Annotated in this window: 24 protein-coding genes, 2 tRNA genes and 1 pseudogene; 18 read left to right on the top strand and 9 right to left on the bottom strand. The window is 70.5% G+C overall.

The features are described from left to right. Window positions 1-91: 91 nt before the first annotated feature. A pseudogene (gene nudC / locus RKD20_RS15360) lies at window positions 92-1,037 on the top strand (NAD(+) diphosphatase). Between the two features lie 60 nt (window positions 1,038-1,097). On the opposite strand, the gene RKD20_RS15355 reads toward nudC, so the two are convergent. Next, a complete protein-coding gene (locus tag RKD20_RS15355) occupies window positions 1,098-1,340 on the bottom strand; it encodes a mycoredoxin (RefSeq protein ID WP_031048065.1) in 243 nt (80 codons plus the stop codon). 182 nt (window positions 1,341-1,522) lie between these two features. Here RKD20_RS15355 and RKD20_RS15350 point away from each other — a divergent pair, with 182 nt between their 5' ends. The 5 genes from RKD20_RS15350 to RKD20_RS15330 all read left to right on the top strand — a co-directional run bounded on the left by RKD20_RS15350 (window position 1,523) and on the right by RKD20_RS15330 (window position 5,376). Then, a complete protein-coding gene (locus RKD20_RS15350) occupies window positions 1,523-3,718 on the top strand; it encodes an ATP-dependent DNA helicase UvrD2 (protein WP_424878214.1) in 2,196 nt (731 codons plus the stop codon). 169 nt (window positions 3,719-3,887) lie between these two features. Next, window positions 3,888-4,211, top strand: coding sequence for a hypothetical protein (locus tag RKD20_RS15345; protein ID WP_020119790.1), 324 nt, complete (start codon window positions 3,888-3,890; stop codon window positions 4,209-4,211). A gap of 174 nt (window positions 4,212-4,385) precedes the next feature. After that, the gene (locus RKD20_RS15340) at window positions 4,386-4,754 is read left to right on the top strand and encodes a WhiB family transcriptional regulator (RefSeq protein WP_020119791.1); all 369 of its coding nucleotides are present in this window, start codon (window positions 4,386-4,388) and stop codon (window positions 4,752-4,754) included. Beyond that, window positions 4,751-5,074 carry a hypothetical protein gene (locus RKD20_RS15335; RefSeq protein WP_020119792.1) on the top strand — a complete coding sequence of 108 codons (324 nt, stop codon included), beginning with the start codon at window positions 4,751-4,753 and terminating at the stop codon, window positions 5,072-5,074. Before RKD20_RS15340 ends, RKD20_RS15335 begins: the two co-directional genes overlap by 4 nt. 104 nt (window positions 5,075-5,178) lie before the next feature. Beyond that, window positions 5,179-5,376, top strand: a complete 198-nt coding sequence (locus RKD20_RS15330; protein ID WP_424878213.1) for a hypothetical protein — start codon at window positions 5,179-5,181, stop codon at window positions 5,374-5,376. Between the two features lie 11 nt (window positions 5,377-5,387). Here RKD20_RS15330 and RKD20_RS15325 read toward each other — a convergent pair whose 3' ends face one another. Then, entirely contained in the window at window positions 5,388-6,758 is a 1,371-nt protein-coding gene (locus RKD20_RS15325) for an ABC1 kinase family protein (RefSeq protein ID WP_424878212.1), read from the bottom strand. After that, window positions 6,751-7,968, bottom strand: a complete 1,218-nt coding sequence (locus RKD20_RS15320) for a TOMM precursor leader peptide-binding protein (protein ID WP_424883225.1) — start codon at window positions 7,966-7,968, stop codon at window positions 6,751-6,753. The genes RKD20_RS15325 and RKD20_RS15320 overlap by 8 nt, the downstream gene beginning before the upstream one ends. Window positions 7,969-8,230: 262 nt before the next feature. Here RKD20_RS15320 and RKD20_RS15315 point away from each other — a divergent pair, with 262 nt between their 5' ends. From RKD20_RS15315 to RKD20_RS15300, 4 genes are all read left to right on the top strand, one after another. Then, complete coding sequence (locus RKD20_RS15315; protein WP_424878211.1) at window positions 8,231-8,827, top strand: M48 family metallopeptidase; 597 nt, start codon at window positions 8,231-8,233, stop codon at window positions 8,825-8,827. A 115-nt stretch (window positions 8,828-8,942) separates the two neighbouring features. Next, window positions 8,943-10,526: a TerD family protein gene (locus RKD20_RS15310; protein WP_424878210.1), complete on the top strand. Its 1,584-nt coding sequence runs from the start codon at window positions 8,943-8,945 to the stop codon at window positions 10,524-10,526. 4 nt (window positions 10,527-10,530) lie between these two features. Beyond that, window positions 10,531-11,208: an AIM24 family protein gene (locus RKD20_RS15305; protein ID WP_020119799.1), complete on the top strand. Its 678-nt coding sequence runs from the start codon at window positions 10,531-10,533 to the stop codon at window positions 11,206-11,208. A 19-nt stretch (window positions 11,209-11,227) separates the two neighbouring features. Further along, the gene (locus RKD20_RS15300) at window positions 11,228-11,965 is read left to right on the top strand and encodes an AIM24 family protein (protein ID WP_020119800.1); all 738 of its coding nucleotides are present in this window, start codon (window positions 11,228-11,230) and stop codon (window positions 11,963-11,965) included. Window positions 11,966-12,014: 49 nt separating this feature from the next. Here RKD20_RS15300 and RKD20_RS15295 read toward each other — a convergent pair whose 3' ends face one another. After that, window positions 12,015-12,536: an NUDIX hydrolase gene (locus RKD20_RS15295; protein ID WP_424878209.1), complete on the bottom strand. Its 522-nt coding sequence runs from the start codon at window positions 12,534-12,536 to the stop codon at window positions 12,015-12,017. Beyond that, the gene (locus RKD20_RS15290) at window positions 12,533-13,957 is read right to left on the bottom strand and encodes a zinc-dependent metalloprotease (protein ID WP_424878208.1); all 1,425 of its coding nucleotides are present in this window, start codon (window positions 13,955-13,957) and stop codon (window positions 12,533-12,535) included. The genes RKD20_RS15295 and RKD20_RS15290 overlap by 4 nt, the downstream gene beginning before the upstream one ends. Window positions 13,958-14,149: 192 nt before the next feature. Between RKD20_RS15290 and RKD20_RS15285 the strand changes: the two genes are divergently transcribed. From RKD20_RS15285 to RKD20_RS15270, 4 genes are all read left to right on the top strand, one after another. Beyond that, a complete protein-coding gene (locus RKD20_RS15285) occupies window positions 14,150-15,265 on the top strand; it encodes an SDR family oxidoreductase (protein WP_020119803.1) in 1,116 nt (371 codons plus the stop codon). Between the two features lie 200 nt (window positions 15,266-15,465). Next, the gene (locus tag RKD20_RS15280; protein WP_424878207.1) at window positions 15,466-15,927 is read left to right on the top strand and encodes a molybdenum cofactor biosynthesis protein MoaE; all 462 of its coding nucleotides are present in this window, start codon (window positions 15,466-15,468) and stop codon (window positions 15,925-15,927) included. A gap of 123 nt (window positions 15,928-16,050) precedes the next feature. After that, window positions 16,051-16,215: a hypothetical protein gene (locus RKD20_RS15275; RefSeq protein ID WP_020119805.1), complete on the top strand. Its 165-nt coding sequence runs from the start codon at window positions 16,051-16,053 to the stop codon at window positions 16,213-16,215. Window positions 16,216-16,276: 61 nt separating this feature from the next. Further along, the gene (locus tag RKD20_RS15270) at window positions 16,277-17,374 is read left to right on the top strand and encodes a YlbL family protein (RefSeq protein ID WP_424878206.1); all 1,098 of its coding nucleotides are present in this window, start codon (window positions 16,277-16,279) and stop codon (window positions 17,372-17,374) included. 61 nt (window positions 17,375-17,435) lie between these two features. On the opposite strand, the gene RKD20_RS15265 is transcribed toward RKD20_RS15270, so the two are convergent. Then, the gene (locus RKD20_RS15265) at window positions 17,436-17,978 is read right to left on the bottom strand and encodes a PPA1309 family protein (RefSeq protein ID WP_424878205.1); all 543 of its coding nucleotides are present in this window, start codon (window positions 17,976-17,978) and stop codon (window positions 17,436-17,438) included. A 164-nt stretch (window positions 17,979-18,142) separates the two neighbouring features. Between RKD20_RS15265 and RKD20_RS15260 the strand changes: the two genes are divergently transcribed. The 4 genes from RKD20_RS15260 to RKD20_RS15245 all read left to right on the top strand — a co-directional run bounded on the left by RKD20_RS15260 (window position 18,143) and on the right by RKD20_RS15245 (window position 23,397). After that, window positions 18,143-21,103, top strand: a complete 2,961-nt coding sequence (locus RKD20_RS15260; protein ID WP_424883224.1) for a UPF0182 family protein — start codon at window positions 18,143-18,145, stop codon at window positions 21,101-21,103. A 54-nt stretch (window positions 21,104-21,157) separates the two neighbouring features. Further along, window positions 21,158-21,231, top strand: a tRNA-Met gene (locus tag RKD20_RS15255). Window positions 21,232-21,437: 206 nt separating this feature from the next. Continuing rightward, window positions 21,438-23,246 carry a tetratricopeptide repeat protein gene (locus tag RKD20_RS15250; protein ID WP_424878204.1) on the top strand — a complete coding sequence of 603 codons (1,809 nt, stop codon included), beginning with the start codon at window positions 21,438-21,440 and terminating at the stop codon, window positions 23,244-23,246. A 77-nt stretch (window positions 23,247-23,323) separates the two neighbouring features. Continuing rightward, window positions 23,324-23,397 (top strand) — tRNA-Met (locus RKD20_RS15245). A 169-nt stretch (window positions 23,398-23,566) separates the two neighbouring features. Here the strand turns inward: RKD20_RS15245 and RKD20_RS15240 are convergent. The 3 genes from RKD20_RS15240 to hisN form a co-directional block, all read right to left on the bottom strand. Further along, window positions 23,567-23,983 carry a Fur family transcriptional regulator gene (locus RKD20_RS15240; protein WP_007384586.1) on the bottom strand — a complete coding sequence of 139 codons (417 nt, stop codon included), beginning with the start codon at window positions 23,981-23,983 and terminating at the stop codon, window positions 23,567-23,569. Between the two features lie 75 nt (window positions 23,984-24,058). After that, window positions 24,059-24,469, bottom strand: coding sequence for a cyclic nucleotide-binding/CBS domain-containing protein (locus tag RKD20_RS15235; RefSeq protein WP_424878203.1), 411 nt, complete (start codon window positions 24,467-24,469; stop codon window positions 24,059-24,061). 151 nt (window positions 24,470-24,620) lie between these two features. Then, the gene (hisN, locus tag RKD20_RS15230; protein WP_424878202.1) at window positions 24,621-25,421 is read right to left on the bottom strand and encodes a histidinol-phosphatase; all 801 of its coding nucleotides are present in this window, start codon (window positions 25,419-25,421) and stop codon (window positions 24,621-24,623) included. Window positions 25,422-25,524: the final 103 nt, after the last annotated feature.

The raw sequence follows: 25,524 nt of genomic DNA, 5'->3' as shown, positions 1-25,524 counted from the left end.
AAGCCCCGCCGGACCCGGTCGTCCCACGCCGTACGTCCCGCCGAACCGCCCGCCGAAACAATCCGCTGCACCGGGGGAGTTGGAAGCACCCGTGACCACCTGGACCGACCACACCGCTGACCGTCCCGTCTCGCTCACCGCACCCAGCGGCATCGACCGCGCCGCGCACCACCGGCTCGACGAGGCCTGGCTCGCGGCGGCGTGGAGCCACCCCACGACCCGCTGCTTCGTGGTCTCCGGCGGTCAGGTCCTCATCGACGAGACACCCGACGGCCGTACCGAACTCGTCATGACCCCGTCCTTCGAGGCCCCGCTCACCGAGGCGCACCGCTACTTCCTCGGCATCGACGAGGACGGCGTCCGCTACTTCGCCCTCCAGAAGGACTCCCTGCCGGGCCGCATCGACCAGTCCGCGCGTCCCGCCGGCCTGCGCGAGGCGGGCCTGCTGCTGTCCGCGCGCGAGGCGGGCCTGATGGTGCACGCGGTCGGGCTGGAGAACTGGCAGCGCACCCACCGCTTCTGCTCCCGCTGCGGCGAGCGCACCGTCATCGCGGCGGCCGGCCACATCCGCCGCTGCCCCGCCTGCGGCGCCGAGCACTACCCGCGCACCGGACCCGGCCGTGATCATGGCCGTCACCGACGACGAGGACCGCATCCTGCTCGGCCGCCAGGTGCACTGGCCGGAGGGCCGGTTCTCGACGCTGGCCGGGTTCGTCGAGCCCGGCGAGTCCATCGAGCAGTCGGTGCGGCGCGAGGTCTTCGAGGAGGCCGGCATCACCGTCGGGCCGGTCGAGTACGTCGCCAGCCAGCCCTGGCCGTTCCCCTCCAGCCTCATGCTCGGTTTCATGGCCCGCGCCACCTCAACCGACATCAACGTCGACGGCGACGAGATCCACGAAGCCCGCTGGTTCTCCCGCGACGAACTCCAGGCCGCCTTCGAGTCCGGCGAGGTCCTGCCGCCGTACGGCATCTCGATCGCGGCCCGTCTGATCGAACTCTGGTACGGAAAGCCGTTGCCGACGAGGAGCTTCGTCTGACATCACGCACAAAAGGCGGTTCCTGAGCTGCCTCAGGAACCGCCTCCATGACCGGGGTGCTTACGCGCCGACCTTCTGCTTCACCTGCGCCAGCGACGGGTTCGTGAGCGTCGAACCGTCGGCGAACAGCACGGTGGGAACCGTCTGGTTCCCACCGTTCGCCTTCTCCACGAACGCAGCGGACTCCGGGTCCTGCTCGATGTTGATCTCGGTGTACGCGATGCCCTCGCGCTCCAGCTGCTTCTTCAGCCGCTGGCAGTAACCGCACCATGTGGTGCTGTACATCGTCACAGTGCCCTGCATGTCTCGCGCGCTCCTTCGGTGGCTCGGGGAAGAGGTCGTCCGAAGAGGGAACGTATGCGACCGGAGTGCCATTCCCGACCCGGGGTCCCGGTCAGGTGACGCCTGCCGCATTAGTACGACTGCGGCTACCTGCCTGTGGACAACCGGCTCACCAGTCTCCGCCGACCTGGCAGCATGGCCGTGTGACAGCAGCAACGCACTCCACGCTCTTCCCGCGCACACCGGACTCGGCCGACGCGGTGCTCGAAGGGCTCGACCCCGAGCAGCGCGAGGTGGCCACCGCCCTGCACGGGCCGGTGTGCGTGCTGGCGGGCGCCGGCACCGGCAAGACCCGGGCGATCACCCACCGCATCGCCTACGGGGTGCGTGCCGGGATCCTCCAGCCCTCCAGCGTGCTCGCCGTCACCTTCACCAACCGCGCCGCCGGCGAGATGCGCGGACGGCTGCGCCAGCTCGGCGCCTCGGGCGTCCAGGCGCGTACGTTCCACTCGGCGGCCCTGCGTCAGCTCCAGTACTTCTGGCCGAAAGCCGTCGGCGGATCCATGCCCCGGCTCGTCGACCGCAAGATCCAGCTCGTCGCCGACGCGGCCGCCGCCTGCCGCATCCGCCTCGACCGGGGCGAGCTGAGGGACGTCACCGGCGAGATCGAGTGGTCCAAGGTCACCCAGACCGTGCCCTCCGAATACGCCCTCGCAGCCGCGAAGGCCGGCCGTGAGACCCCGCGCGCCTCGGCCGAGATCGCCCAGCTCTACTCCGCCTACGAGGACCTCAAGCGCGACCGCGCCGTCATCGACTTCGAGGACGTCCTGCTGTTGACCGTCGCCATCCTCCAGGACCGGCACGACATCGCCGAACAGGTCCGTTCCCAGTACCAGCACTTCGTCGTCGACGAGTACCAGGACGTCAGCCCCCTGCAGCAGCGCCTGCTGGAGCTGTGGCTCGGGCGGCGCGACAACCTGTGCGTCGTGGGCGACGCCAGCCAGACGATCTACTCCTTCACCGGCGCAACTCCCGACCACCTGCTCGACTTCCGCACCCGCCACCCCGGCGCCACCGTCGTCAAGCTGGTCCGCGACTACCGCTCCACCCCCCAGGTCGTCCATCTCGCCAACGGGCTGCTCGCCCAGGCCCGCGGCCGCGCCGCCGACCACCGGCTGGAACTGATCTCCCAGCGCCGGCCCGGCCCCGAGCCCGTCTACACCGAGTACACCGACGAGCCCGCCGAGGCCGAGGGTGCCGCCCGCCGCATCCGGGAGCTCATGGACGCGGGCGTCCGGGCCAGCGAGATCGCCATCCTGTTCCGCACCAACTCCCAGTCCGAGACCTACGAGCAGGCTCTCGCCGACGCCGGAGTGCCCTACCAACTGCGCGGCGCCGAGCGGTTCTTCGACCGGCCCGAGGTGCGCAGGGCCATCGTCAACCTCCGGGGCGCGGCCCGCTTCGGCGGCAACGACTCACGGCTGGACGACGCCGTCACCCTGCCCTCCCAGGTGCGTGCCGTGCTGTCGGGCGAGGGCTGGACCAGCGAGCCCCCGGCCGGCTCCGGGGCCGTCAGGGAGCGCTGGGAGTCGCTGGCCGCCCTGGTGAACCTCGCACAGGACTTCGCCGCCGCGCGGTCCGACGCCACCTTGAACGACCTCGTGGCCGAACTCGACGAGCGGGCCGGTGCCCAGCACGCCCCGACCGTCGAAGGCGTCACGCTCGCCTCCCTGCACTCGGCCAAGGGCCTGGAGTGGGACGCCGTGTTCCTGGTCGGTGTCGCCGAGGGCATGATGCCGATCACCTACGCGAGGACCGACGAGCAGATCGAGGAGGAGCGACGGCTCCTCTATGTCGGCGTCACCCGCGCCCGCGAGCGCCTCCATGTCTCCTGGTCGCTCTCCCGCTCGCCCGGCGGCCGCCCCAACCGCCGCCCCAGCCGCTTCCTCGACGGGCTGCGACCCGGCTCCAGCGCCCCCACGGGCCGAACCGCCGGCGGCCGTTCCGGAGGGGTCGAGCGCGGCTTCACCAGTCCCGTCGGCGCCGCGCCGAGACGCACCCAGCGCATCCCGGCGCGCTGCCGGGTGTGCGGGCGCACGCTCACCGACGCGGGGGAGCTGAAGCTGATGCGTTGCGAGGACTGCCCCTCCGACATGGACGAGGGGCTCTATGAGCGGTTGCGCGACTGGCGTGCCGTACAGGCGCAGCGCAGCGGTCAGCCGGCCTTCTGCGTCTTCACGGACAAGACGCTGATGGCGATCGCCGAGGCCGTGCCCGACGACGAGCACGAGCTGGCGCGGATCCCGGGCGTCGGCCTGCGCAAGCTCAATCGCTACGGAGCCGATGTGCTGACCATCTGCGCAGGCCAGGACGTTACGGAAGAAGAGGACGAGGACTGATTCCAACTCGTCGGAAAAATAGTTTGCGCATGCCCCAGCAATCCCCATAGGTTCTTAGCCACGGGGACGGAGGCCTTCTCGGAGGCCCCGATTCCGTGTTCTACTTGCATATCCGTCGGACAGCGGCTCGCGCCGCCGTCCCCAGAGACGCCGAGAGGAGGCGATTGAAGTGATCAGCATCAACAGCAGCAAGGCCATCAGCACCGCCAAAATGACCGATCCCTCGGTCGTCTCCACGTGCCTGCTCGGCGTTTCGAACCTGGGCACCGGTCTGTCCGGCATTCCTGCCGTCCGTCCGGCGTCCTCCATGTCTCTCGCGGTCCTTCCCGTCCGTGAGCGCAATGAGCGACCGACCAAGGCACTGGAAGCAGTAGTGGCACAGGCGCACGCCTATGCCTTTGCGGCGGCCGGTGCCGGATTCCGGAAGCAGACGACGCAGCACCACCAGATGTGGGCCTTCCGTGGGCCAGAACCCTGGAGTGATCCAGCCTGATCTCGATCAGGCCGGCGCCTTCAGGGCCGCGGAACCCCATCCGGGATCCGCGGCCCTTCTGTTTTCCCCGAACGGGGAGAGCGGAGCGAAGGGGTCTCGGGACAAGAAAAGAACCCGGTACCAAGCGACTACCGGTCCCACAGGGCCGGACCGAACAGACGAGGAAGACGAACCGTGCAACTCGAAGCGCACGCCCCGTCAGTACCGCCTTCCGAAACGATCCCCCCGCCCGGCCTCACGGAGGACTCCACCTTGATCCCGCTCACCGCGCTCACCGCGCTCGACGACGCCATCGAGAACCTCGGCGTACCCGTCCCCTGCCGTTCCTACGACCCGGAGGTCTTCTTCGCCGAGTCGCCGGCCGACGTCGAGTACGCCAAGTCCCTCTGCCGCACCTGCCCGCTGATGGAGGCCTGCCTCGCCGGCGCCAAGGAGCGGCGTGAGCCCTGGGGCGTCTGGGGTGGAGAGCTGTTCGTCCAGGGTGTCGTCGTCGCCCGGAAGCGGCCGCGTGGCCGCCCGCGCAAGAACCCGGTCACGGCATGAACATCGCAGGAACGATCGACCGCCCCCTCACGAACGACCCCACGAAGCAGGCCCCGATGAAGCCGTCCACCAGCGAGCCCGCCGGCTCCGCGATCCCAGACTTCACCACCACCGACGCGAACGACTCGCGTCAGAACAGGACCCGAGAGATGCAACTCATCCCAGAAGCCCTGGCTCGCGCGCATATGCGCGACCGGCTGCAGGAGGCCGAGCAGGAACGCCAGGCGAACCACGTGGCGACCGCCCGCCGGATGCAGCGCCGGGCCGAGCGCGCCTCCCTGCGTGCTCGCCGCGCGCTCGCCATGGCCGTCATGCAGTAACGCGAACCCGGTAGTTCCCCGCGGGGGCCGAACCGTCCGAACGGACCGGCCCCCGCGGTGCGTTGCGCGCGCCGAACCGTCGGATCCGGCGTTATCGTCGGCGGGTGACGAGTCTTCCCGGTGACGACGGCGACGCCGAGGCGGAGCCCCTCGTGTGCGCCCGCTGCGGCACGCGGGCCGAGGGCCCACAGCCCACCTGGGCCTGCTCCCTGGAGAACGGCGTCCGCCAGTACTTCTGCGACACCTGTTCCCGGGAGAACCTCAGGTCCATCGAGGGACGGCTCGACTCGGCCTGGTGGTAGGCCGACCCGCCTCAGGCCTCCGCGGCCGTCTCCTGCTCGTCCTCGTCCACCTCCGGCACGAACCCCGGCAGCCACTCCTCCAGTTCCTCGCGCAGTCGCACCGTCGCACCCAGTTGGCACAGGACGCCGATGGTGCTGAGGGTGACCCGGTGTATCAGGAGGTAGGCCGGGGGCAGGTTGAGCTGTTTGCCCAGTTGGTGGGCGGGGGAGCGGGGATCGGCGATCCGGCCGGCCTGGCTGCGCATCCAGCCCCGGCTGAAGGTGAACTCGTCGACCTCGGCCGGTTCGATGATCGGCAGGAGGTAGTCGAGGACGGCGTCCGGGTCCAGCTCTATGGACTCCTTGACGAAGCCCTCCGCGCAGAGCAGTTCGTAGACGGCCTCCGCCTCACCGTCCAGCGTCATGCGCAGACAGGTGCCGATGGTTTCCGGCAGACCGCCCGGGAGCCGGTCGACCGTGCCGAAGTCCAGGACGCCCAGGCGCCAGCCCTCCTCGCCGTCAGGACCGCCGGGCAGGAGCCGGAAGTTGCCCGGGTGCGGGTCGGCGTGCAGCAGGCCGGTGCGCGCGGGGCCGGAGAAGAGGAACCGGGCCAGGAGCTGCCCGGCGCGGTCGCGCTGCTCCTGAGTGCCCTCCGAGATCACCTCCGACAGGGGGACGCCCTCGATCCACTCCGTGATCAGGACCTGCTCGCTCTGGTGGACCACGGCCGGCACCACGACGTCCGGATCGTCCGCGAACTCCTCGGCATGGGCCTGCTGGGCCTGCGCCTCCAGACCGTAGTCGAGCTCCTCCGAGACCCGGTCGCGCAACTCGGCGATCAGCGGCTTGATGTCGATGCCGGGCACCAGGGGACCCAACAGACGGGCGAAGCGGCCCAGTTGGGTCAGGTCGGACAGCAGGGCCTCGCCGGCCCCCGGATACTGGACCTTGACCGCCACCTCGCGCCCGTCGTGCCACACGGCCCGGTGCACCTGGCCGATCGACGCCGCCGCGGAGGGCTTGTCGTCGAACTCGGCGAACAGCTCCTGCCAGTCCTCGCCCAGCCGCTCCTCGAGCACCGTGTGCACGGTGCGGGTGGGCATCGGAGGCGCGGCCTCCTGGAGCTTCGTCAGGGCCGCGCGGTAGGGGCCCGCCACCTCCTCGGGGAGCGCCGACTCGAAAACGGACAGGGCCTGGCCGAATTTCATGGCCCCGCCCTTGAGCTCCCCGAGCACCTTGAACAACTGGTCCGCGGTGCGCTGTTGCAGCTCGCGGCCGACGATCTCCGCGGACTCGCCCACGATCCGCTTGCCGAGTCCCCAGGTGGCCCGCCCGGCGAAGCCGAGCGGGAGCGCGGCGAGTTTGGCGGTCCGGGTGACCGCCTTCCGGGGAAGATCAGACATGCGCCCTCCAGGTCCCAGCAGGCCGTGGCGCGGTTGCCTTGCGGCACAACTCCTCCGACGACCGTTGCTCTGCCATTGTCTCGTGCGCAGCCTCCTCCTTGGAGGTGTGTTCTCCCTTACCTTTCTCCGCGGCCCCGCACGGGCATGCGGGATGCGGCCAGACCGGCCGCGCATTCCAGGTCATACCGGGCAGTGAGACCTCCCAGCGGGCGCCCGCGCTCGACGGGACCCGGCCGTCCAGGAAGGCGAGCGCGTGCGCGGCGGCGAGGCCGGCGACCGTCGTGGCCAGCGCCAGGTCACAGGGGCGCACAGGAAGCCGTCTGCCGCCCGAACGCCACTGGGCCACCAACCGGGGCCAGGCCTGGTCGCGGTCGGTCCGCGTCTCGTGCAGACAGCCCGCGCAGCCCGTCTCGCCCGGCAGGACAAGGGGGCCGACCACTCCCGTCGCCTCGACCACACCGGCGTACAGATGAGGTGTGCCGGAGCGGACGAGGGGTTCGCCGGCGGCAGGGGCGGGCGCGTGGACGTCGACGTCGTCCCGCGGGGCGAGGACGACCAGGGAGAACCCGGGGTCGTCCGCCGTCACGGAGGCCCGGGAGCCATGGCGCTGCGGGCGTCCCGGAGCCGCCGCGGTCACCGCCCTTCGTGCGGCGGCGCCCCTCTGGTCGCCGACCGAGGCGGCGGGAAGCCCGCCCGGGGCGACGTCCCCCGGCTCGACCCGGCCGCCGTCCCGCACGTCGACCTCTCCGACGCCGGCACCCGAGAGCAGTGCGGCCAGCGCCACGCCCACCCGACCCGCCCCCCTGACCTGCACCCGCAGCGAGCGGCGGGCGGCCAGGAGTCTCATCGCGTCACCCGGCTCCGACGTGGTCAGCGAGAGGGACGCCAGATCGGGCGCCAGCCGGTCCAGGACCTCCTTCTTCTCCCGCAGCGCGTCCGCGGCCGGCCCACCGCCCCTCGCGTCATCGACGAGCCCGGCCCGCGCCAGCCGTGCCACCAGCGTGTCGACATGGCCGTCGGGCAGATCCATACGGCGTCCCTCTTCCCGCAGCAGCGCGAGACCGCGCGTGCCGTTGAGCAAGTCGAGGAAGCTGCCCGTGGCCGTGTCGATCGGGCCCAGTGTGAGCGCGTGCGCCGGGGCCATCCCGAACTGCACGGTGTTGAGGTCGCGCCAGCCGCGCCGGAGCGCGGGTTTCATCTGCGGAACCATTTCCGGTGCGAGCGGAACCACTGCTTGCATGACAGGCCCCCGTAGCCCTCGTAGAACATCCCCGTCGGCCGCCGGATCCCGCCGCGACGGTCGGTCGCGGCTGTGGCGGCGATGCCAGCATGCCCGGCCCCGGGAGGCATGTGCCGAAAGTTGTCCACAGGTGAGGGCCATTCGTCGTACAAATCGGACCCATGGCGGGCGATCGGAACCGAACCGTCCCGGAGTCGGGACTTCCCCCGTGTGCAGCGGGTAACGTCAGGGCGTGCCCGCCGACCCACTGCACAGCGCCGGAACGCCACAGCGCAGCACGACGAGCCAGCCGACGAGCGGCTCGGGGGCGAGCGCGATCGAGGTGCGCAGGAGCAGCCGTCGACGTCGGACGGTTTCCGCGTACCGCGAGGGCGATCGCACCGTCGTGCTCATCCCTGCCCGGATGTCCGAGGCAGAGGAGCAGCGCTGGGTCAGTGTCATGCTCGACAAGCTGGCCGCCCAGGAGAGCAAGCGGGTCCTCGGCGACACCGAACTCTCCGAGCGCGCGCAGCGGCTGTCGGCCCAGTACTTCGACGGCCGGGCGCGGCCCGCCTCGGTCCGCTGGGTCACCAACCAGAACACCCGCTGGGGTTCGTGCACCCCGTCGGAGGGCAGCATCCGGCTCTCGCACCGGCTCCAGGGCATGCCGGAGTACGTCGTCGACTACGTCCTGCTCCATGAGCTCGCGCATCTGCTCGTGCCCGGGCACGGACCCCGTTTCTGGCGGTTGCTGGAGTCCTATCCGCGCACCGAGCGGGCCAAGGGCTATCTCGAAGGTGTGGTCGCCGCGGACCGATTGCCGCACCTCCCGACCGTCCGCGGAGAGTGACCGATGACCCGAACGGGTTTTTGTACCGGATCTGTACCGACCTGATCCGGTGTCCGAGTTTGCCGTTAGCCTGTCGCGACGCACTCGCATTCGGGATGGGGGACGGTCGTTACGCATGGCCAGGGAATTCCAACGCGGCCACAAGGCCAAGATCAGTGACCTGACCGCGGGCACGGACCTGTACGTAGGAGTACAGATCTCCGGCCCCGGACTGACCTTCGACATCAGCTGCTTCGGCCTCGACGCCGACGAACGGCTCTCGGACGACCGGTACTTCATCTTCTTCAACCAGCCGAAGTCCCCTGAGGACTCCATCCAGCTCCTGGGCGCGCAGTCGGGCGACACGGAGTCGTTCCGGGTCACGCTCGATCAGATTCCGTCGCAGATCCAGAAGCTGTCGTTCACGGCGACGATCGACGGCGGCGGCCAGATGTCGCAGATCGCCCCCGGCTATCTCCGTATCGTCGCCGGTGGCGAGGAAGTGGCCCGGTACTCGTTCGACGGCAGCGAGTTCTCCACCGAGCGCGCCGTGATGCTGGGCGACCTGTATCTGAAGGACGTCTGGCGGTTCGCCGCGGTCGGCCAGGGGTTCGACGGCGGTCTGGACGCCCTGCTGAAGAACTTCGGCGGCGAGGTCGCCGAGGAGGAGCCCGAGGCCGCGCCCCAGCAGCCGGTCATCCCGGCACAGTCCCAGGCGCCGGCCTTCGCCCCGCCCGCGCAGCCGGCACCGGCTCCTTCGTTCGGCGCGCCGCCGGCCCCCGCGCCCGCCCCGTCCGTCCACACCGCTCCGACCGTCGGGACCACCCCGACCGCGCCCGCCGCGCCGACGGGTCCGCAGACGTTCACTCCTCCGGGTCAGACGTTCACTCCGCCCGGCGCACCTCCGGCGGGTCAGTACGCGCCACCCGGTGCACCCGCGGGTCAGTTTGCACCCCCGGGCGCTGTCGCCGGCCAGTTCGCGCCCCCCGGTGCTCCCGGAGCCTTCCCCGGGCAGGCGCAGCCCTTCGGCGGCGGCACCCAGCTCGCCCCCGTGCCGGCCGAGGCCAACGTCCGGGTCGTCCTGACGAAGTACGCGGAAGCCCCCGTCGGTGACCGCTGGACCGAGCAGAACACGAACCTGGTGCGGGCCACCCTCACCAAGGACGCCCCCATCCTCGCCAAGCAGGGCAGCATGGTCGCCTACCAGGGCGACATCGACTTCGCCCACAAGGGCTCGGGTCTGCTCGGCAAGCTCACCGGGGCGCTCACCGGGCAGGGCATGTCCCTGATGCGCTGCACCGGCAACGGCGAGGTGTTCCTCGCCGACGAGGCCAGCCGGGTCTTCGTCATCCGCCTCCAGGGCGAGCAGATCTACACCAGCGCCCAGGGCGTGCTCGCCTTCGACGAGTCCCTGGACACCGAGGTCCGCCGCATCGAGGGCGCGGGACTGCCCGGCGGAGGCTTCTTCAGCATGCTCTTCTCCGGCACGGGCGCGGTCGTCGTCAAGACACGCGGCGTGCCCGTCGTCCTGCCCGTCGGCGCGGCCACCTATGTCGACGGCAACGCCGTCATCGCCTGGTCCGCCGGTGCGCAGGCGGTCACCACGACCTCGCTCAGGCTGCGCCGCTCCGGGTACGCCCGGCAGACCACCGAGGCCGTGAACCTCCAGTTCCGCGGCGCCCCCGGCAACTTCGTCGTCGTACAGCCCTTCGAGGTATGAGGCCATGGACTCCCAGACTCTGAGTGCGCACCGTGCCGCCGCGACCGGCGTCCGCATGAGTGTGCACAGCTCCAAGACGCTCAAGGTCACCATGGTCACCGGGCAGGACCTGATCGCCAAGGCCGGCTCGATGATCGCCTACGACGGCTATGTGCAGTTCGACGGGGCGCCCGCGAGCCTGCGCCGCTCGGCGGAGGAGATGGTCTCCGGTGAGGGCGGCAAGCTGATGCTGGCCCGCGGCGACGGCGACCTCTACCTGGCCGACTACGGCGGCGACATCCTCGTCCTGCACCTGGGCGGCGAGGCGCTGTCCGTGAACGGCGCCACCCTGCTGGCCTGCGACGCCTCGCTGGACCTGGCCATCGAACCGGTCAAGGGACTCGCGAAGCTGTCCGGCTCCGGCCTGACCAATCTCGTCGTCAAGGGCACCGGCTGGGTCGCCCTGGTCAGCCGGGGCATTCCGATGGCCCTGGACTGCGCCGAACGGGAGACGTACGTCGACCCGGACGCGCTCGTCGCCTGGACCACCGGTCTGGAGATGAAGGCCCGCCGCACCATCAAGGCGAGCGCCCTCATCGGCCGCGGCAGCGGCGAGGCCTTCCAGATCGGCTTCAAGGGGCAGGGCTTCGTCGTCGTCCAGCCGAGCGAGGACACCGGCGACCGATTCAAGATCCGGGGCTGAGGGGAGCACCAGGCACATCATGCACAGCACACTCTTCGCACACGTCCCGGTCGAGTCGACCGGGCGCTACACCCTGCAGAACCCGCAGCTCCTGAAGACCGACGTCACCCAGGGCAGCAGCCCCGTCCTCGCCCGACAGGGCGCCATGGTGGCCTTCGAGGGGCAGGTCGAGTTCGACAGCCAGTACCGCAACCGCAGCTGGCGCAACGTCGAGCGGATGACCGGCGAGCGCCTCGAACTCATGCGCTGCAAGGGCAACGGCATCGTCTACCTGGCCAACCTCGCCCAGCACCTGCACATCATGGAGGTCGGCCGCGGCATCACGGTCGACAGTTCCTACGTCCTGGCCTTCGACGGCTCCCTCGGCGTCGGCATCGTCGCCGTGGACAGCGCCGTCGAGGTGGCCGCCGCGGGTGCCTACAACCTGGAGCTGTCCGGCGCCGGCCAGGTCGTCCTGATGACCTCCGGCGAGCCGCTGGTGCTGGAGGTGGCACCGGACAAGAACGTCTGCGTCGACTCCGACGCCGTCATCGCCTGGTCCACGTCCCTGCGCACCCAGCTCCAGGCGCCCACCTCCACCTCCGGAGTGTGGCGCCGCAGGGGGACCACCGGCGAGGGCTGGGAGATGCACTTCGGCGGCACGGGCCATGTCCTGGTCCAGCCCAGTGAGCTGCTGCCGCCGCAGGGCCTGCGCAACGGCGGGATGCTCGGCCAGTTCGGCATGCGCGGCAACTCCCTCGGGGGCAGCAACAGCTAGCCATGCGTAAGGGGCGCCCGCCATTGCCGGGCGCCCCTTACCTATGCGCTCACAGCCTCGCGCGGGTCGCTTCCAGCAGGCGTACGACCGAGTCGTCCGCCACCTCCGCCACCTCGTCGTAGGCGAACCACCGTACGTCGAGGGACTCGTCGCTGATCGTCTCCACGGCGCCGGACGGGGCGAGCGCCGCGTACTGGACGTCGAAGTGGCAGTGGCACGGCGGCGGGATCGGATGCCGGTCCAGGCGCACCGGGCCGCCCGGCAGCAGCGTCAGGCCCGGGATGCCGGACTCCTCCGTCGCCTCGCGCAGGGCCGCCGCCTCCAGGGAGGTGTCGGCCGGCTCGCAGTGGCCGCCCATCTGGAGCCACATCCGCAACTTCTTGTGGAGGGTGAGCAGGACCTGCCCGCGTGACGGGTCGACCACCAGGGCGCTCGCCGTGATGTGCCCCGCGTGACAGGCCTTCCACACGCCGCCCGGGTGGGCCGCGAGATGGTCCAGGTAGGTCCCGCGCAGCTCCTCCTGGTCCTCGTACCGTTTGAGTACGAGGACCGCGTCGTCATGGAGGCTCACTCGGTGTCGTCGTCCTTCTTCAGGTTCGGCTTCTCGTCGGAGCCGCTGTCCGCCTGGCCGAGCATCTTCTCCAGCTCGGAGAAGTCCAGCTGCTCGCGGTGCACGAAGCCGTCCGGGTCGTCCAGGTCGGACGCGGTCGGCAGCATGTCCGGGTGGGCCCACAGGCCGTCGCGGCCGTCGACACCGCGCGCGTCGGTGAGCGAGGCCCACAGACGGGAGGCGTCCCGCAGCCGGCGCGGGCGCAGCTGCAGGCCGATCAGCGTGGCGAAGGTCTGCTCGGCGGGGCCGCCCGAGGCGCGCCGGCGGCGCAGGGTCTCGCGCAGCGCGTCCGCGGATGACAGACGCGGCTTCGCGGCCGCATGGACCACCGCGTCCACCCAGCCCTCCACGAGCGCCAGAGCCGTCTCCAGACGGGCCAGGGCCGCCTTCTGCTCCGGGGTGTCCTCCGGCTGGAACATGCCCTGCTGGAGGGCGTCCTGCAGCTGCTCGGGGTTCTGCGGGTCGAACTGGCCGACCACGTCCTCCAGCTTGGCGGTGTCGACCTTGATCCCGCGCGCGTACCCGTCGACCGCGCCGTACAGGTGCGAGCGCAGCCACGGCACGTGCGCGAAGAGGCGCTGGTGAGCGGCCTCGCGCAGGGCGAGATACAGCCGCACCTCGTCCTTGGGCACACCCAGGTCCTTGCCGAAGGCCTCGATGTTCGCCGGCAGCAGCGCGGCCTTGCCCACCGGACCCAGCGGCAGGCCGATGTCGGTGGACCCGACGACCTCGCCCGCGAGCACGCCGACGGCCTGCCCGATCTGGGTGCCGAACATGGCGCCGCCCATCGAGCGCATCATGCCGATCAGCGGGCCCGCCATGGCCTGCATCTCCTCAGGCAGGACGTCACCCATGGCGGTGCCGACCCGCTCGGCGACCGGGTCGACGAGCTCCTTCCACGCGGGCAGGGTCGCCTCGACCCACTCCGCGCGGGACCACGCCACGGCGGAGCCCGCACCGGACGGCAGCGAGGTCGCGTCGTCGAGCCACAGGTCCGCCAGGCGCACGGCCTCCTCGACCGCGGTGCGCTCGGCGGGGCCGACGCTCGCGTCCTTGGTGCCGTCCGAGGTGCCCTGGGAGACCGTCTGGCGGGCGATCTGCTTGGCCATGTCCCAGTTCACCGGGCCGCCCTCGTACGAGAGCATCTGGCCCAGCTGCTGGAAGGCGGCGCCCAGGTCGGTGGGGTTCAACGAACCGAACATGGCTGCGAGCGGATTGTCCGCACCGGGGCCGCCAAAGCCTCCGGCTCCGGGCAGACCGCCGAAACCGAACGGGTTGGCCGGTCCCTGACCACCACCGCTCTCCTGGTCCTTCTTCTTGCCCTCGTCGCCGTCGTCCGGCTCCTCCGGCGGAAGGCCGAATCCGAATGGGGTGTCACTCACGGGATTCCTCGGCTGGTAAGGCCACCGGTTGCCTCCGGCGGCGCGGCTGCCCGATAACACCCCCCAGCGTAGACACCGACGGCCGTTAGGGCCTCGGTGCTCCGCCGACTCTCCGCCTGCGGCAGGATGGATGCCACCTGGTACGTACGCGTCACTCGCGTTCCTACTACAGACAACCGCTGGAGACGCCCGGTGAGTTCCCCTGATCCGCAGGTTCGCGCAGCGCGAAACCAGTCAACCAATCCCGCCACGCGCGGGCCAGTCGTCGCGGTCACCGGCGCCGCGTCCGGCATCGGAGCGCTGCTCACCGAGCGGCTGGCCGCGTCGGAGGAGATCAAGCAGGTCATCGCGCTCGACGAGCGGCGCGGTGAGTGCGCCGCGGCGCAGTGGCACATCCTGGACGTACGGGATCCGGCCATCGCGGAGAAGCTGCGCGGGGCCGATGTCGTGGTCCATCTGGCGCTCGACCTCGATCTGGAGACCGACCCCGCGGCACGTACGGCGTACAACGTGCGCGGGACGCAGACCGTGCTGACCGCCGCGGCGGCCGCGGGCGTGCACCGGGTCGTGCTGTGCACCTCGGCGATGGTCTACGGGGCGCTCCCGGACAACGAGCTGCCCCTCTCGGAGGACGCCGAGCTGCGGGCCACCGCGGAGGCGACCGGGGTCGGCGACCTGCTGGAGATCGAGCGGCTGGCCCGGCGGGCTCCTCGGGCGCATCCGGGGCTGAACGTCACCGTGGTGCGGCCCGCGGTGCTGGTGGGCGGGGGCACGGACACCGCTCTGACCCGGTACTTCGAGTCGCCGCGGCTGCTGGTCGTGGCCGGGTCCCGGCCCGCCTGGCAGTTCTGCCACGTCGAGGACCTGTGCAGCGCTCTGGAGCATGCCGTCCTGGAGAAGGTCGACGGGGAGCTCGCCGTCGGGTGCGACGGATGGCTGGAGCAGGAGGAGATCGAGGAGCTCAGCGGGATCCGCCGGATGGAGCTGCCGTCGGCGGTCGCGTTGGGGGCGGCGGCCCGGCTGCACCGGATCGGTCTGACGCCGTCTCCCGCGGGGGACCTGGCGTACACGATGTACCCCTGGGTGGTGAGCGGCAGCCGGCTGCATGACGCCGGGTGGCGGCCGCGGTGGTCCAACGAGGAGGTGCTCGCGGTGCTGCTGGAGGAGGTCGCGGGGCGGCACACGGTCGCCGGGCGGCGGCTGGGCAGGAAGGATGCGACGGCGGCGGGGGCTGCTGGAGCGACGGTCGCTCTGCTGGGCGCGGCCGCGGTCGTACGGCGGGCTCGGAAGGCTCGGCGGCGGATCTGAGCGCTTCGTGGGGTGCCGCTCGAGACAGTAGGGCGGCTGCGGGGCAGTCGTGGCTGGTCGCGCCCACACGGCGGAGCCGCACATCGACACAGCCCCGCGCCCCTGGGTGGGCGCACTGTAGGAGTCTCCAATCGTGCACACGCGTGTGCCTGGTGAAAGTTCCATTCCGGGTCGGTCGAGGCGTGCGGCACGATGGACGCATGGCACCTACCTTGGACCACCCCGGTGAGCAGGCCGCACAGGACCCGATCAAGCTGATCGCCGTCCGGGACACCCCCCTCTCGCTCGACGAGGTCTTCCGGGCCGTGGGGGACGACGCCGCCGGCGGGACCGCCCTGTTCGTCGGGACCGTCAGGAACCACGACGGGGGCGCCGACGTCGACAAGCTCGGGTACTCGTGCCACCCCAGTGCCGAGGCCGAGATGCGGCGGGTCGCGGAAAGGGTCGTGGCCGAGTTCCCCGTGCGGGCGCTCGCTGCCGCGCACCGGGTGGGGGACCTCGGAGTGGGGGATCTCGCCGTGGTCGTCGCCGTGTCGTGTCCGCATCGGGGCGAGGCCTTCGAGGCCTGCCGGAAGCTGATCGACGATCTCAAGCACGAGGTGCCGATCTGGAAGCACCAGACCTTTTCTGACGGTACGGAGGAATGGGTCGGCGCCTGCTGAACCCTTCCTTCACCTCTCCGGTTGCGTAACCGCACCCCTGCCGTGAGCGTTGTCAGTGCAGATGATTAATCTGCTGATCAGTCAGTTTTCTGCGGTGGCTCAGTGTGGGGTCGGGAGGTCGGCATGGGGGCGCTCGTCTGGTTGTTGATTCCGTTGTTGGCCGCGGTCGTCGCCGGGCTGTGGGGCAGTTGGGCCAACCGGACCCAGAAGGCCCGCAGCGACGGCCCCGAGCTCGACGGGTACGCCCGTTTCCGCGCCGCGATGGAGAAGTCGCACTCGGGCACCTGACGTCCTCGTCATGGCGGCGCCCTGACGAGGGTCCGACAGGAGCGTCCCGTACTGTCGTGCCATGCCACGCCGCACCGCGACGATGCTCGCCTCCACCCTGATGCTGATCGCGCTCCTCTGCGCGGGAGTCTTCATCAAAGTGCCCTACGCCGAGATGTCACCGGGCCCCACGGTGAACACCCTCGGCGACCACGGCGGCGAGCCGGTGCTGCAGATCTCCGGGCGCAAGACGTACCCGACGAGCGGTCACCTGAACATGACCACCGTCCGGGTCACCAGCGCCGACTACAAGATGAACCTCGTCGAGGCCGTCTACGGCTGGCTCGCGCACGACAACAAGGTCGTACCGCACGACACCCTCTACCCGGACGGCAAGACCGAGGAGCAGTCGACCCAGGAGAACGCCGAGGAGTTCAGCCAGTCCCAGGAGAGCGCCAAGGTCGCCGCCCTGAAGGAACTGGACGTCCCGGTGCGGTCCTGGGTGATCGTCTCGACCGTCGTCAAGGACTCCCCGGCCGAGGGCAGGCTGCACGCGGGGGATGTCATCAAGGCCGTCGACGGTACGGCCGTGAAGGCGCCGGGCGATGTCGCGAAGCTGGTGACGAAGCACAAGCCGGGTGAGGACGTCGTCTTCACCGTGGTGCCCGCGAAGGAACAGGCCGCCGCCGAGAAGGCGAACCGGCCGGCGACGAAGACCGAGAAGGTCACGATCACGACCAGGGCGTCCGACGACGAGGGTGAGAAGCGCGCCATCGTCGGGATCGCCGCCGGGACCGACCACACCTTCCCGTTCACCGTCGACATCAAGCTCGCCGACGTCGGCGGCCCGAGCGCCGGTCTGATGTTCGCGCTCGGCATCTACGACAAGCTCACCCCGGGCAGCCTGACCGGCGGCAAGTTCGTCGCCGGGACCGGCACGATCGACGACAACGGCAAGGTCGGCCCGATCGGCGGCATCGAGATGAAGACGGTCGGCGCGCGCGACAAGGGCGCCCAGTACTTCCTGACGCCCGCCGACAACTGCGCGGCCGCCGCCAAGGACACTCCGGGCGGGCTCACCCTGGTCAAGGTGAAGACCATCGACGACGCCCTCGGCGCGCTCAAGGACATCCGCGAGGGCCGCACCTCCGACCTGCCGAAGTGCACGGCCAAGAGCTGACCGGCACGCGCGCGTACGACGACGGGGGCGCCCCTCGCACCGAGAGCGCCCCCGTCGTCGTTCAGTCCGCGAAGGTCGCCGACAGGGCCTCCGCCAGGCCGGGCACCAGGTCGCGGCCCGTGAGGACCTCCGTCGGGGAGTCCTTCTCGCGCAGCCGCAGGGCCGAGTCGCGGGTGCCGTCGCGCAGGACCGCGACCGTCATGCGGACCTCCTGACGGTCCGGGTGCTCGGCGACCCACTTCGCCAGCTTGCCCTCGCTCAGCCCCTGCGGGACGGACGCCTCGGCGGACGGCGGCAGCATCAGGCGCTCCACGGTGAGCGCGCAGCCGACGACAGCGTCGGGCCAGGCGATGGTGCCGAGGAACTCGTCGAGCGGCTTGCCCTTGGGGATCTCCTCCTGCTCGATGGGGGTGAAGCCCGAGGGTGCCTGCGCGTCCTTCAGACCGAGCTGGCTCGCGAGAGCGGGTTCCTGGGCGCGCAGCCGGGCGGTGTCTACGAGGGCGAAGAGGCGGGCGGGCCGGTCCCAGCCGAGGCCGGAGGCGTACTCGTCGATCTCGAGTACGGCCCGGGTGAGCGGGCTCGCCGCCATGGGGGTGTTGGACATAGTCACAATCCTGCCTCGTTCGTCACCTGAATCGGGAACCGAGTAAACGGTGAGTAAGTTGCATAGGTGTGGGCCCGCGATCACGGGGGGCCACCCAGGGCCCGCGAACACGAGGGCCTGACGGATCGACAGCGAACTTCGAGGTGCGCACCTTGGCTTTCCAGATGCCGGACCGCGGCGGAGGCCCGACAGGGCCGCGGATGAGAGTGGGCCGCCCGTCCCGGCGTGCCAGGACCCTGCTCATGACGCTGGGCGTCCTTGCCGTCCTCGGCATGGCGTTCACCATGTTCGCGGGCTTCTGGACGGACTGGCTCTGGTACCGCTCGGTGAACTACTCGTCCGTGTTCACCACCACCCTGTGGACCAAGATCGGGCTGTTCTTCGTCTTCGGCCTGCTGATGGCCCTCGCGGTCGGCTTCAACATCTGGCTGGCCCACCGGCTGCGCCCGCCGCTGAGCGCCATGTCGATGGAGCAGCAGAACCTCGACCGCTACCGGATGGGCATCGCGCCGTACAAGAAGTGGCTGCTGCTCGGGATCGTCTCCCTGGTGGGCCTGATCGCCGGTGCCTCCGCCTCCAGCCAGTGGCGGACCTGGCTGATGTGGGTCAACGGCGTCTCCTTCGGCCAGAAGGACCCGCAGTTCCACCTCGACATCTCCTTCTACACCTTCGACCTGCCCTGGTACCGGTTCCTGCTCGGCTTCGGCTTCGCCGCCGCGATCCTCTCGGTGATCGCCGCCGCGCTGACGCACTACCTCTACGGCGGTCTGCGCATCACCTCTCCCGGCGCGCGGGCCACGGCCGCCGCGACCGGGCACCTGTCGGTGCTGCTCGGCGTCTTCGTCGCGCTGAAGGCGGTCGCGTACTGGCTCGACCGGTACGGCCTCGCGGTCAAGTCCAGCGACTTCAAGGCGACCGACAGCTGGACGGGCCTCAGGTACGTCGACGCGAACGCCTATCTGCCGGCCAAGACGATCCTGTTCTGCATCGCGGTGATCTGCGCGCTGCTGTTCTTCGCCACCCTGTGGCGGCGCACCTGGCAGCTGCCCGTGATCGGCTTCGGCCTGATGGTGCTCTCGGCGATCCTGATCGGCGGGCTCTACCCCGCGATCGTCCAGAAGTTCCAGGTCCAGCCGAACGAGCAGGCCAAGGAAGCGCCGTACGTCGAGAAGAACCTCAAGGCGACGCGTGAGGCGTACGACATCGACGACGCCTCGGTGAACGAATACGACGGCAAGTCCACCACGACGGACAAGACCAAGCTGCGCGACGACGTCGACGCCACGGCCAGCATCCGGGTCGTGGACCCCAACGTCGTCTCGCCGACCTTCCAGCAGCTCCAGCAGATGCGGAACTACTACGCGTTCCCGACCAACCTGGATGTCGACCGGTACAGCAAGGACGGCAAGAACGCCGGGGATCAGGACACGGTCATCGGGCTGCGCGAGCTGAACCTCGCCGGCATCCCGAAGAACAACTGGATCAACGACCACTTCCGCTACACCCACGGTTACGGCGTGGTCGCCGCGAAGGGCACCGAGGCCGACGCCGAGGGCCGCCCGGTCTTCACCGAGTCCAACCTGCCCTCCCAGGGGGACCTCGGGACGTACCAGCAGCGCGTCTACTACGGCGAGAAGACCACCGAGTACTCGATCGTCGGCGGTCCCCAGAAGGAGATCGACTACTCCGACGACTCCGGCGAGAAGACCTACAGCTACAAGGCCAAGAGCGGGGTCAACCTCTCCAACCCGGTCAACCGGGCCGCGTACGCGGTGGCGTTCAGCGAGCCGCAGATCCTCTACTCCGGGGCGATCGGCGAGGGCTCGCGGATCCTGTACAACCGCACGCCCAAGCAGCGCGTCGAGGCGGTCGCCCCCTGGCTGACCATCGACGGCGACGCCTATCCGGCGGTGGTGAACGGCAAGATCCAGTGGATCGTCGACGCGTACACGACGACGAACGGCTACCCGTACTCCTCGCGCACGACCCTCGGCGACACCACGGCCGACTCGCTGACCGCGACGAACAACCAGCGCGCGGTCGTCGCCCAGCAGAACCAGGTCAACTACATCCGCAACTCGGTGAAGGCGACCGTCGACGCGTACACCGGCGAGGTCAAGCTCTACCAGTGGGACACCAAGGACCCGGTCCTCAAGACCTGGATGAAGGCGTTCCCGGGCACGGTGGAGTCGAGGAAGGACATCTCCACCGACCTGATGGCCCATCTGCGGTACCCGCAGGACCTGTTCAAGGTCCAGCGTGAGCTGCTGGCCCGCTACCACGTCGAGGACGCGGACACCTTCCTCAGCGGCAGCGAGGTGTGGCAGGTGCCGGACGACCCGACCAACAAGTCGGGCGACGCCGTGCCGCCGTACTACCTGAGCATGAAGATGCCCGACCAGAAGGCGCAGGCGTTCTCGCTCACGACGACGTTCACGCCCAACGGCCGGGACAACCTCAGTGCGTTCATGTCGGTCGACGCCGAGGCGGGCACCAGCGACTACGGCAAGATCAGAATCCTGAAACTGCCGACCAACACCACGGTCAACGGGCCCAAACAGGTGCAGAGCCAGTTCAACTCCGAACAGGACATCGCCGAGACCATCAGCCTCCTCAACAGAGGCGACTCCAATGTGGAGTACGGCAATCTCCTGACGGTGCCGCTCGACGGAGGACTGCTTTATGTGGAGCCGGTCTACGTACGCGGTGGTGGACTCAAGTACCCGCTGCTGCGGAAGGTGTTGGTGACCTACGGGGGCAACACCGCCTTCGAGGACACCCTCGACGAAGCCCTGAACAAGGTGTTCGGAGCGGACGGTTCGACCACGCAGCCACCGGACGGCGGCGGTGACACCACCAAGCCGCCGCCGACCTCCACCAACCCGACGGTCCAACAGGCGCTGGACGACGCCCAGAAGGCCTTCGACGCCGGCCAGGAAGCCCTGAAGAAGGGCGACTGGGAGGCGTACGGCCGGGCTCAGGAGGATCTGAAGGCCGCGCTCAAGCGGGCCGAGGACGCGCAGGCCACGGCGGACAAGGGCAGCGGCAGCAGCGCGAAGCCCAGCGTCAGCCCGAGCCCCAGGAGCAGTCCCAGCGGTAGTCCGAGCAGCAGTCCCAGCGGCTGATCGGCCGCTGGTCAAAGGCCCACCCCGCGCCGTGGTACGGTTGCAACACAACGGCGCGGGGTGGAGCAGCTCGGTAGCTCGCTGGGCTCATAACCCAGAGGTCGCAGGTTCAAATCCTGTCCCCGCTACTGCAATCGAAGGCCCGGATCCTGAAAAGGATCCGGGCCTTCGTGATGTGCGAACGCATGTGCCGAGAAACCGACGGCCCTGCCGCCGGGGGTAGTTGGCGGGAACTGTGTTTCACTTGTCGTTCTGTGGGCATGTCGACAAAACGCTGAAGTGACCTCACTGGCTGCGGTATACCAGGTGTACCCAGGTTGCAGGTGGTGCGACGATGGACGTTATGGGGGACAAGGCAACTCTGTTCGAGACAGGGCGTTTTGTGCAACCTTCCGGGCGGGACGGGGCCGGGGAGGCGGCTGACGACGCCGCCGAGGAGGTCCGGCAGCGCCTGGCCGCCGAAGCCGGTGACGTCGAGGCGATGAGCGTCCTCGGCGCCCTCCTGCTGCGCCGCGGCGACCTCGACGGAGCCGAGCCCCATCTGCGTGCCGCCACCGCCGCCGGCGACCGGGCCGCCGCCAACAACCTCGGCGTGCTGCTGCACCAGCGCGGATACGCCGACGACGCCGCCGGCTGGTGGCGGATCGCCGCCGTCGCCGGGTCCGCCGCGGCCGCGCACGCGCTGGGGCGCCACCATCGTGAGCGGGGCGACGAGCCCGCCGCCGAGTACTGGCTGCGCCAGTCTGCCGAGCAGGGGCACGCCCTGGGCGCCTACGCGCTCGCCGACCTGCTGGAGCACCGCCAGGACGCGGGCGCCGAGCAGTGGATGAGGATCGCCGCCGAGCGGGGGCACCGCGAGGCCGCCTACCGACTGGCCCGCGCGCTCGACCGCCGGCTGGTCCCTGAGGGGGACGTCGGGGACGACCACGGGGCCGGGGCCGAGGCCGAGCTGTGGTATCGGCAGGCCGCCGCGCGCGGACACCGGCGCGCGGCGCTGCATCTCGGGGCGATCCTGGAGCGGCGCGGCGCGCTCAAGGAGGCCGGGCGCTGGTACCTGACGTCCGCCAAGGACGGCGAGGCGCGGGCCGCCTGCGCGCTCGGGTTCCTGCTGCGGGACGCGGGTGACACCGAGAGCGCCGCCGTGTGGTGGCTGCGCGCCGCCCAGGACGGCGACGGCAACGCGGCCAACGCGCTGGGCGCCCTGCACGCCGAGCGCGGCGAGCCGCAGACCGCCGAGCGGTGGTACCGCGCGGCGATGGACGCGGGCGACGACAACGGCGCGTACAACCTCGGACTGCTCTGCGCCGAGCAGGGGCGGACCGCGCAGGCCGAGCAGTGGTACCGGCGGGCCGCGTACGCGGGACACCGCGAGGCGGCCAACGCGCTCGCCATCCTGCTGCTGCAGGGCGGGGACACGTCCGGGGCCGAGCCCTGGTTCTCCAAGGCCGCGGAGGCCGGGAGCGTGGACGCCGCGTTCAACCTCGGCATCCTGTTCGCCGGACGCGGCGAGGAGGCCGTCGCCCTGCGGTGGTACGAGCGGGCCGCCGCCGCCGGGCACACCGAGGCCGCGCTCCAGGTGGGCATCGCCCGGCTGCGGGAGGGGGACGAGGCCGGCGCCGAGCGGCACCTGCGGTGTGCCGCGGGAGGGGGCAGCGCGGAGGCCGCGTACCGGCTGGCGACCGTGCTGGACGCCCGGCGGCCGCCGGCGCCCGAGCACTCGCTCGGGGAGCCGGTGCACGAGGAGAAGAGCGAGTGCGAGGAGTGGTACGAGCGGGCGGCCTCCCAGGGGCACCGCCGCGCGCAGGTGCGGGTGGGCATGCTCGCCGCCGCCCGGGGTGACGTCGTGGAGGCGGCCCGGTGGTACCGGGAGGCCGCGGAGGCGGGATCCCGAAACGGGGCGTTCAACCTGGGGCTGCTGCTCGCCCGGGAGGGGAGCGAGCCGGAGGCCGCCGTGTGGTGGGCCCGCGCTGCCGACGCGGGGCACGGACGGGCGGCGTTGCGGTTGGCCCTGGTCTACGCGCGTCGGGGAGAACTGGCCGAGGGGCAGCGCTGGGCCGACCGGGCGGTGGCCCTCGGACCTGCGGAGGTCTCCGAGCGGGCGGCTCGACTGCGGGACGCGTTGCGCGAGGAGCTGTCGGCGTAGTGGGCGCTGTTCGGGGCCGCCCTCGAACAAGCGATTTGCCTCTGGCCTTCCCCTTCACGTAACGTTGCATTCAACGGCGCGGGGTGGAGCAGCTCGGTAGCTCGCTGGGCTCATAACCCAGAGGTCGCAGGTTCAAATCCTGTCCCCGCTACTGAAGGCCGAAGGCCGGAATCCGAAAGGGTTCCGGCCTTCGGTGTTTTCTGGGGCGATGGCCCACCGCCTCCTCGTCGGATTCAGGAGGTCCATGGACCGTGCGAATGGCTGTGGGCAGCACGAAGCCCCGGCGTCCGCGAAGGATGCCGGGGCTTCGGTGAAGGCTGTTACGCCGCCGCGCAGTTCGGGCACACGCCCCGGTACGTCACCTCGACGCCCGAGACGGTGAAGCCGAAGCGCTCCGAGTCGGGGAGCTCCGTCAGCGGGTCGCCCGTGGGGTGCACGTCCCGGATGGCGCCGCACTGGGCGCAGACCAGGTGGTGGTGCGGCCGGTGGGCGTTCGGGTCGTACCTCTTGGCGCGCTTGTCGGTGGCGACTTCGAGCACCTCGCCGAGGGAGACCAGCTCGCCCAGCGTGTTGTAGACGGTCGCCCGGGAGATCTCGGGCAGCTTGGCCACGGCGCGTGCGTGGACCTCGTCGGCCGTCAGGTGGACGTGTTCGCCGTCGAGGACCTCGGCCACGACGCGCCGCTGCGCGGTCATCCGCCAGCCGCGGCCGCGCAGTCGTTCCAGAAGGTCGCTCATGCGCACCAGCCTAACAGCTGGAGACCAGAATCCGAATGGGTGTGAGTTTGGAGGGCTACTCGAATTGGATTGATTCTAATGCGGTGAACCGGTGGCGGCCGGCACGCGCTGCGGCGCCGGTGCCCAGCAGCGGATGACGTCGCGGACCGAGACGATGCCCGTGGGCTCACCGTGGTCCAGCACGATGAGATGCCGGAAGCCGCCGTGGGTCATCGCCTGCGCGGCCTCCTCCAGGGTCCAGGTCGGGGTGGCGAAGACGACGTCGGTGGTGGTGTGGGCGTGGACGCACTCCGTGTCCGGGTTCTGGCCCAGTCCTACGGAGTTCAGGATGTCGCGCTCGGTCAGAATGCCGGTGCCGGTGCCGTCGGGATCGAGGACCACGGCCGCGCCCACCCGACGGGCGGACATCAGGGCGGCGGCCTGGCGGAGCGTGTGGGCGGGGCCGATGGTGAGGACCACCGTGCTCATGGCGTCGCGGACGAGCATGGGTTCGCAGTCACCTCCTGGGGAACCAATGAGTTCGTTCATTGGTTCACAAGTTCACAAACGAGGGTCCCCCCAGGGTCGCAGGTAAAGCGAGGGTCAACAAGGGGGCGCGCACAGCCGATTGAGGGCGTGCGCGCTCATCCGTGAACCCCTAGTAGCGCTCGTTGAGATAGCCCAGGAACTCGTCGTGGAGCAGGCCGTTGGAGGCGGCGGCGTTGCCGCTGTGCGGGCCCGGGCGGCCGTCGAGCCCGGTGAAGGTGCCACCGGCCTCCGTGACGACGATCGCGTTCGCGGCCATGTCCCAGAGGGAGAGCTCCGGTTCCGCGCAGAGGTCGATCGAGCCCTCGGCGACCATCATGTACGGCCAGAAGTCGCCGTACGCGCGCGTGCGCCACACCTCGCGGGTCAGGTCCAGGAAGCCGCCCAGGCGGCCCTGGTCCTCCCAGCCGGTGAGGGAGGAGTAGGCGAAGGAGGCGTCCGAGAGCTTGCCGACCTGGGAGACGTGGAGGCGGGACGCGGAGGTGAGGCTGCGGCCGCTGAAGGCGCCGTGGTCCTTCGCGGCCCACCAGCGGCGGCCGAGGGCGGGGGCGGAGACCACGCCGACAACGGGCTGGTAGCCGCCCTCCGCCGCCTCCATCAGGGAGATCAGGGTGGCCCAGACGGGAACCCCCCGGACGTAGTTCTTGGTGCCGTCGATGGGGTCGATGACCCAGCGTCGCGGGCCGGTGCCCTCGACGCCGTACTCCTCGCCGAGGATGGCGTCGCGGGGGCGGGCGCGCTTGAGGTGGTTGCGGATGAGTTCCTCCGCCGCCTTGTCCGCCTCGCTGACGGGGGTCATGTCCGGCTTTGTCTCGACCTTGAGGTCCAGTGCCTTGAAGCGGTCCATGGTGGTCGCGTCGGCCGCGTCCGCGAGGACGTGGGCGAGGCGGAGGTCGTCGAGGTAGTCCGGCATGCTGCGAACGGTATCTGCCGCTGTCGGTACGGGGCCAGCGGGGCGGGGGTGGGGACCGTGGGGTGGGTCCGTGGGGTGGGGCCGGTCTTCGCCGGCCCGCCTC

Source organism: Streptomyces sp. SLBN-8D4 (genome assembly GCF_049739545.1).
Classification (GTDB): Bacteria; Actinomycetota; Actinomycetes; order Streptomycetales; family Streptomycetaceae; genus Streptomyces; species Streptomyces canus_C.
Note: the sequence above shows the minus strand (reverse complement) of the source record. Positions and strands in the feature narration are given on the sequence as shown.

Bases quoted from the DNA above. Each gene is read 5' to 3' on its own strand.
- RKD20_RS15355 (WP_031048065.1), bottom strand. From the start codon at position 1,340: ATGCAGGGCACTGTGACGATGTACAGCACCACATGGTGCGGTTACTGC.
- RKD20_RS15335 (WP_020119792.1), top strand. From the start codon at position 4,751: ATGAACATCGCAGGAACGATCGACCGCCCCCTCACGAACGACCCCACG.
- RKD20_RS15325 (WP_424878212.1), bottom strand. From the start codon at position 6,758: ATGTCTGATCTTCCCCGGAAGGCGGTCACCCGGACCGCCAAACTCGCC.
- RKD20_RS15320 (WP_424883225.1), bottom strand. From the start codon at position 7,968: ATGGTTCCGCAGATGAAACCCGCGCTCCGGCGCGGCTGGCGCGACCTC.
- RKD20_RS15310 (WP_424878210.1), top strand. From the start codon at position 8,943: ATGGCCAGGGAATTCCAACGCGGCCACAAGGCCAAGATCAGTGACCTG.
- RKD20_RS15305 (WP_020119799.1), top strand. From the start codon at position 10,531: ATGGACTCCCAGACTCTGAGTGCGCACCGTGCCGCCGCGACCGGCGTC.
- RKD20_RS15300 (WP_020119800.1), top strand. From the start codon at position 11,228: ATGCACAGCACACTCTTCGCACACGTCCCGGTCGAGTCGACCGGGCGC.
- RKD20_RS15280 (WP_424878207.1), top strand. From the start codon at position 15,466: ATGGCACCTACCTTGGACCACCCCGGTGAGCAGGCCGCACAGGACCCG.
- RKD20_RS15275 (WP_020119805.1), top strand. From the start codon at position 16,051: ATGGGGGCGCTCGTCTGGTTGTTGATTCCGTTGTTGGCCGCGGTCGTC.
- RKD20_RS15270 (WP_424878206.1), top strand. From the start codon at position 16,277: ATGCCACGCCGCACCGCGACGATGCTCGCCTCCACCCTGATGCTGATC.
- RKD20_RS15265 (WP_424878205.1), bottom strand. From the start codon at position 17,978: ATGTCCAACACCCCCATGGCGGCGAGCCCGCTCACCCGGGCCGTACTC.
- RKD20_RS15260 (WP_424883224.1), top strand. From the start codon at position 18,143: ATGCCGGACCGCGGCGGAGGCCCGACAGGGCCGCGGATGAGAGTGGGC.
- RKD20_RS15250 (WP_424878204.1), top strand. From the start codon at position 21,438: ATGGACGTTATGGGGGACAAGGCAACTCTGTTCGAGACAGGGCGTTTT.
- RKD20_RS15240 (WP_007384586.1), bottom strand. From the start codon at position 23,983: ATGAGCGACCTTCTGGAACGACTGCGCGGCCGCGGCTGGCGGATGACC.
- RKD20_RS15235 (WP_424878203.1), bottom strand. From the start codon at position 24,469: ATGCTCGTCCGCGACGCCATGAGCACGGTGGTCCTCACCATCGGCCCC.
- hisN (WP_424878202.1), bottom strand. From the start codon at position 25,421: ATGCCGGACTACCTCGACGACCTCCGCCTCGCCCACGTCCTCGCGGAC.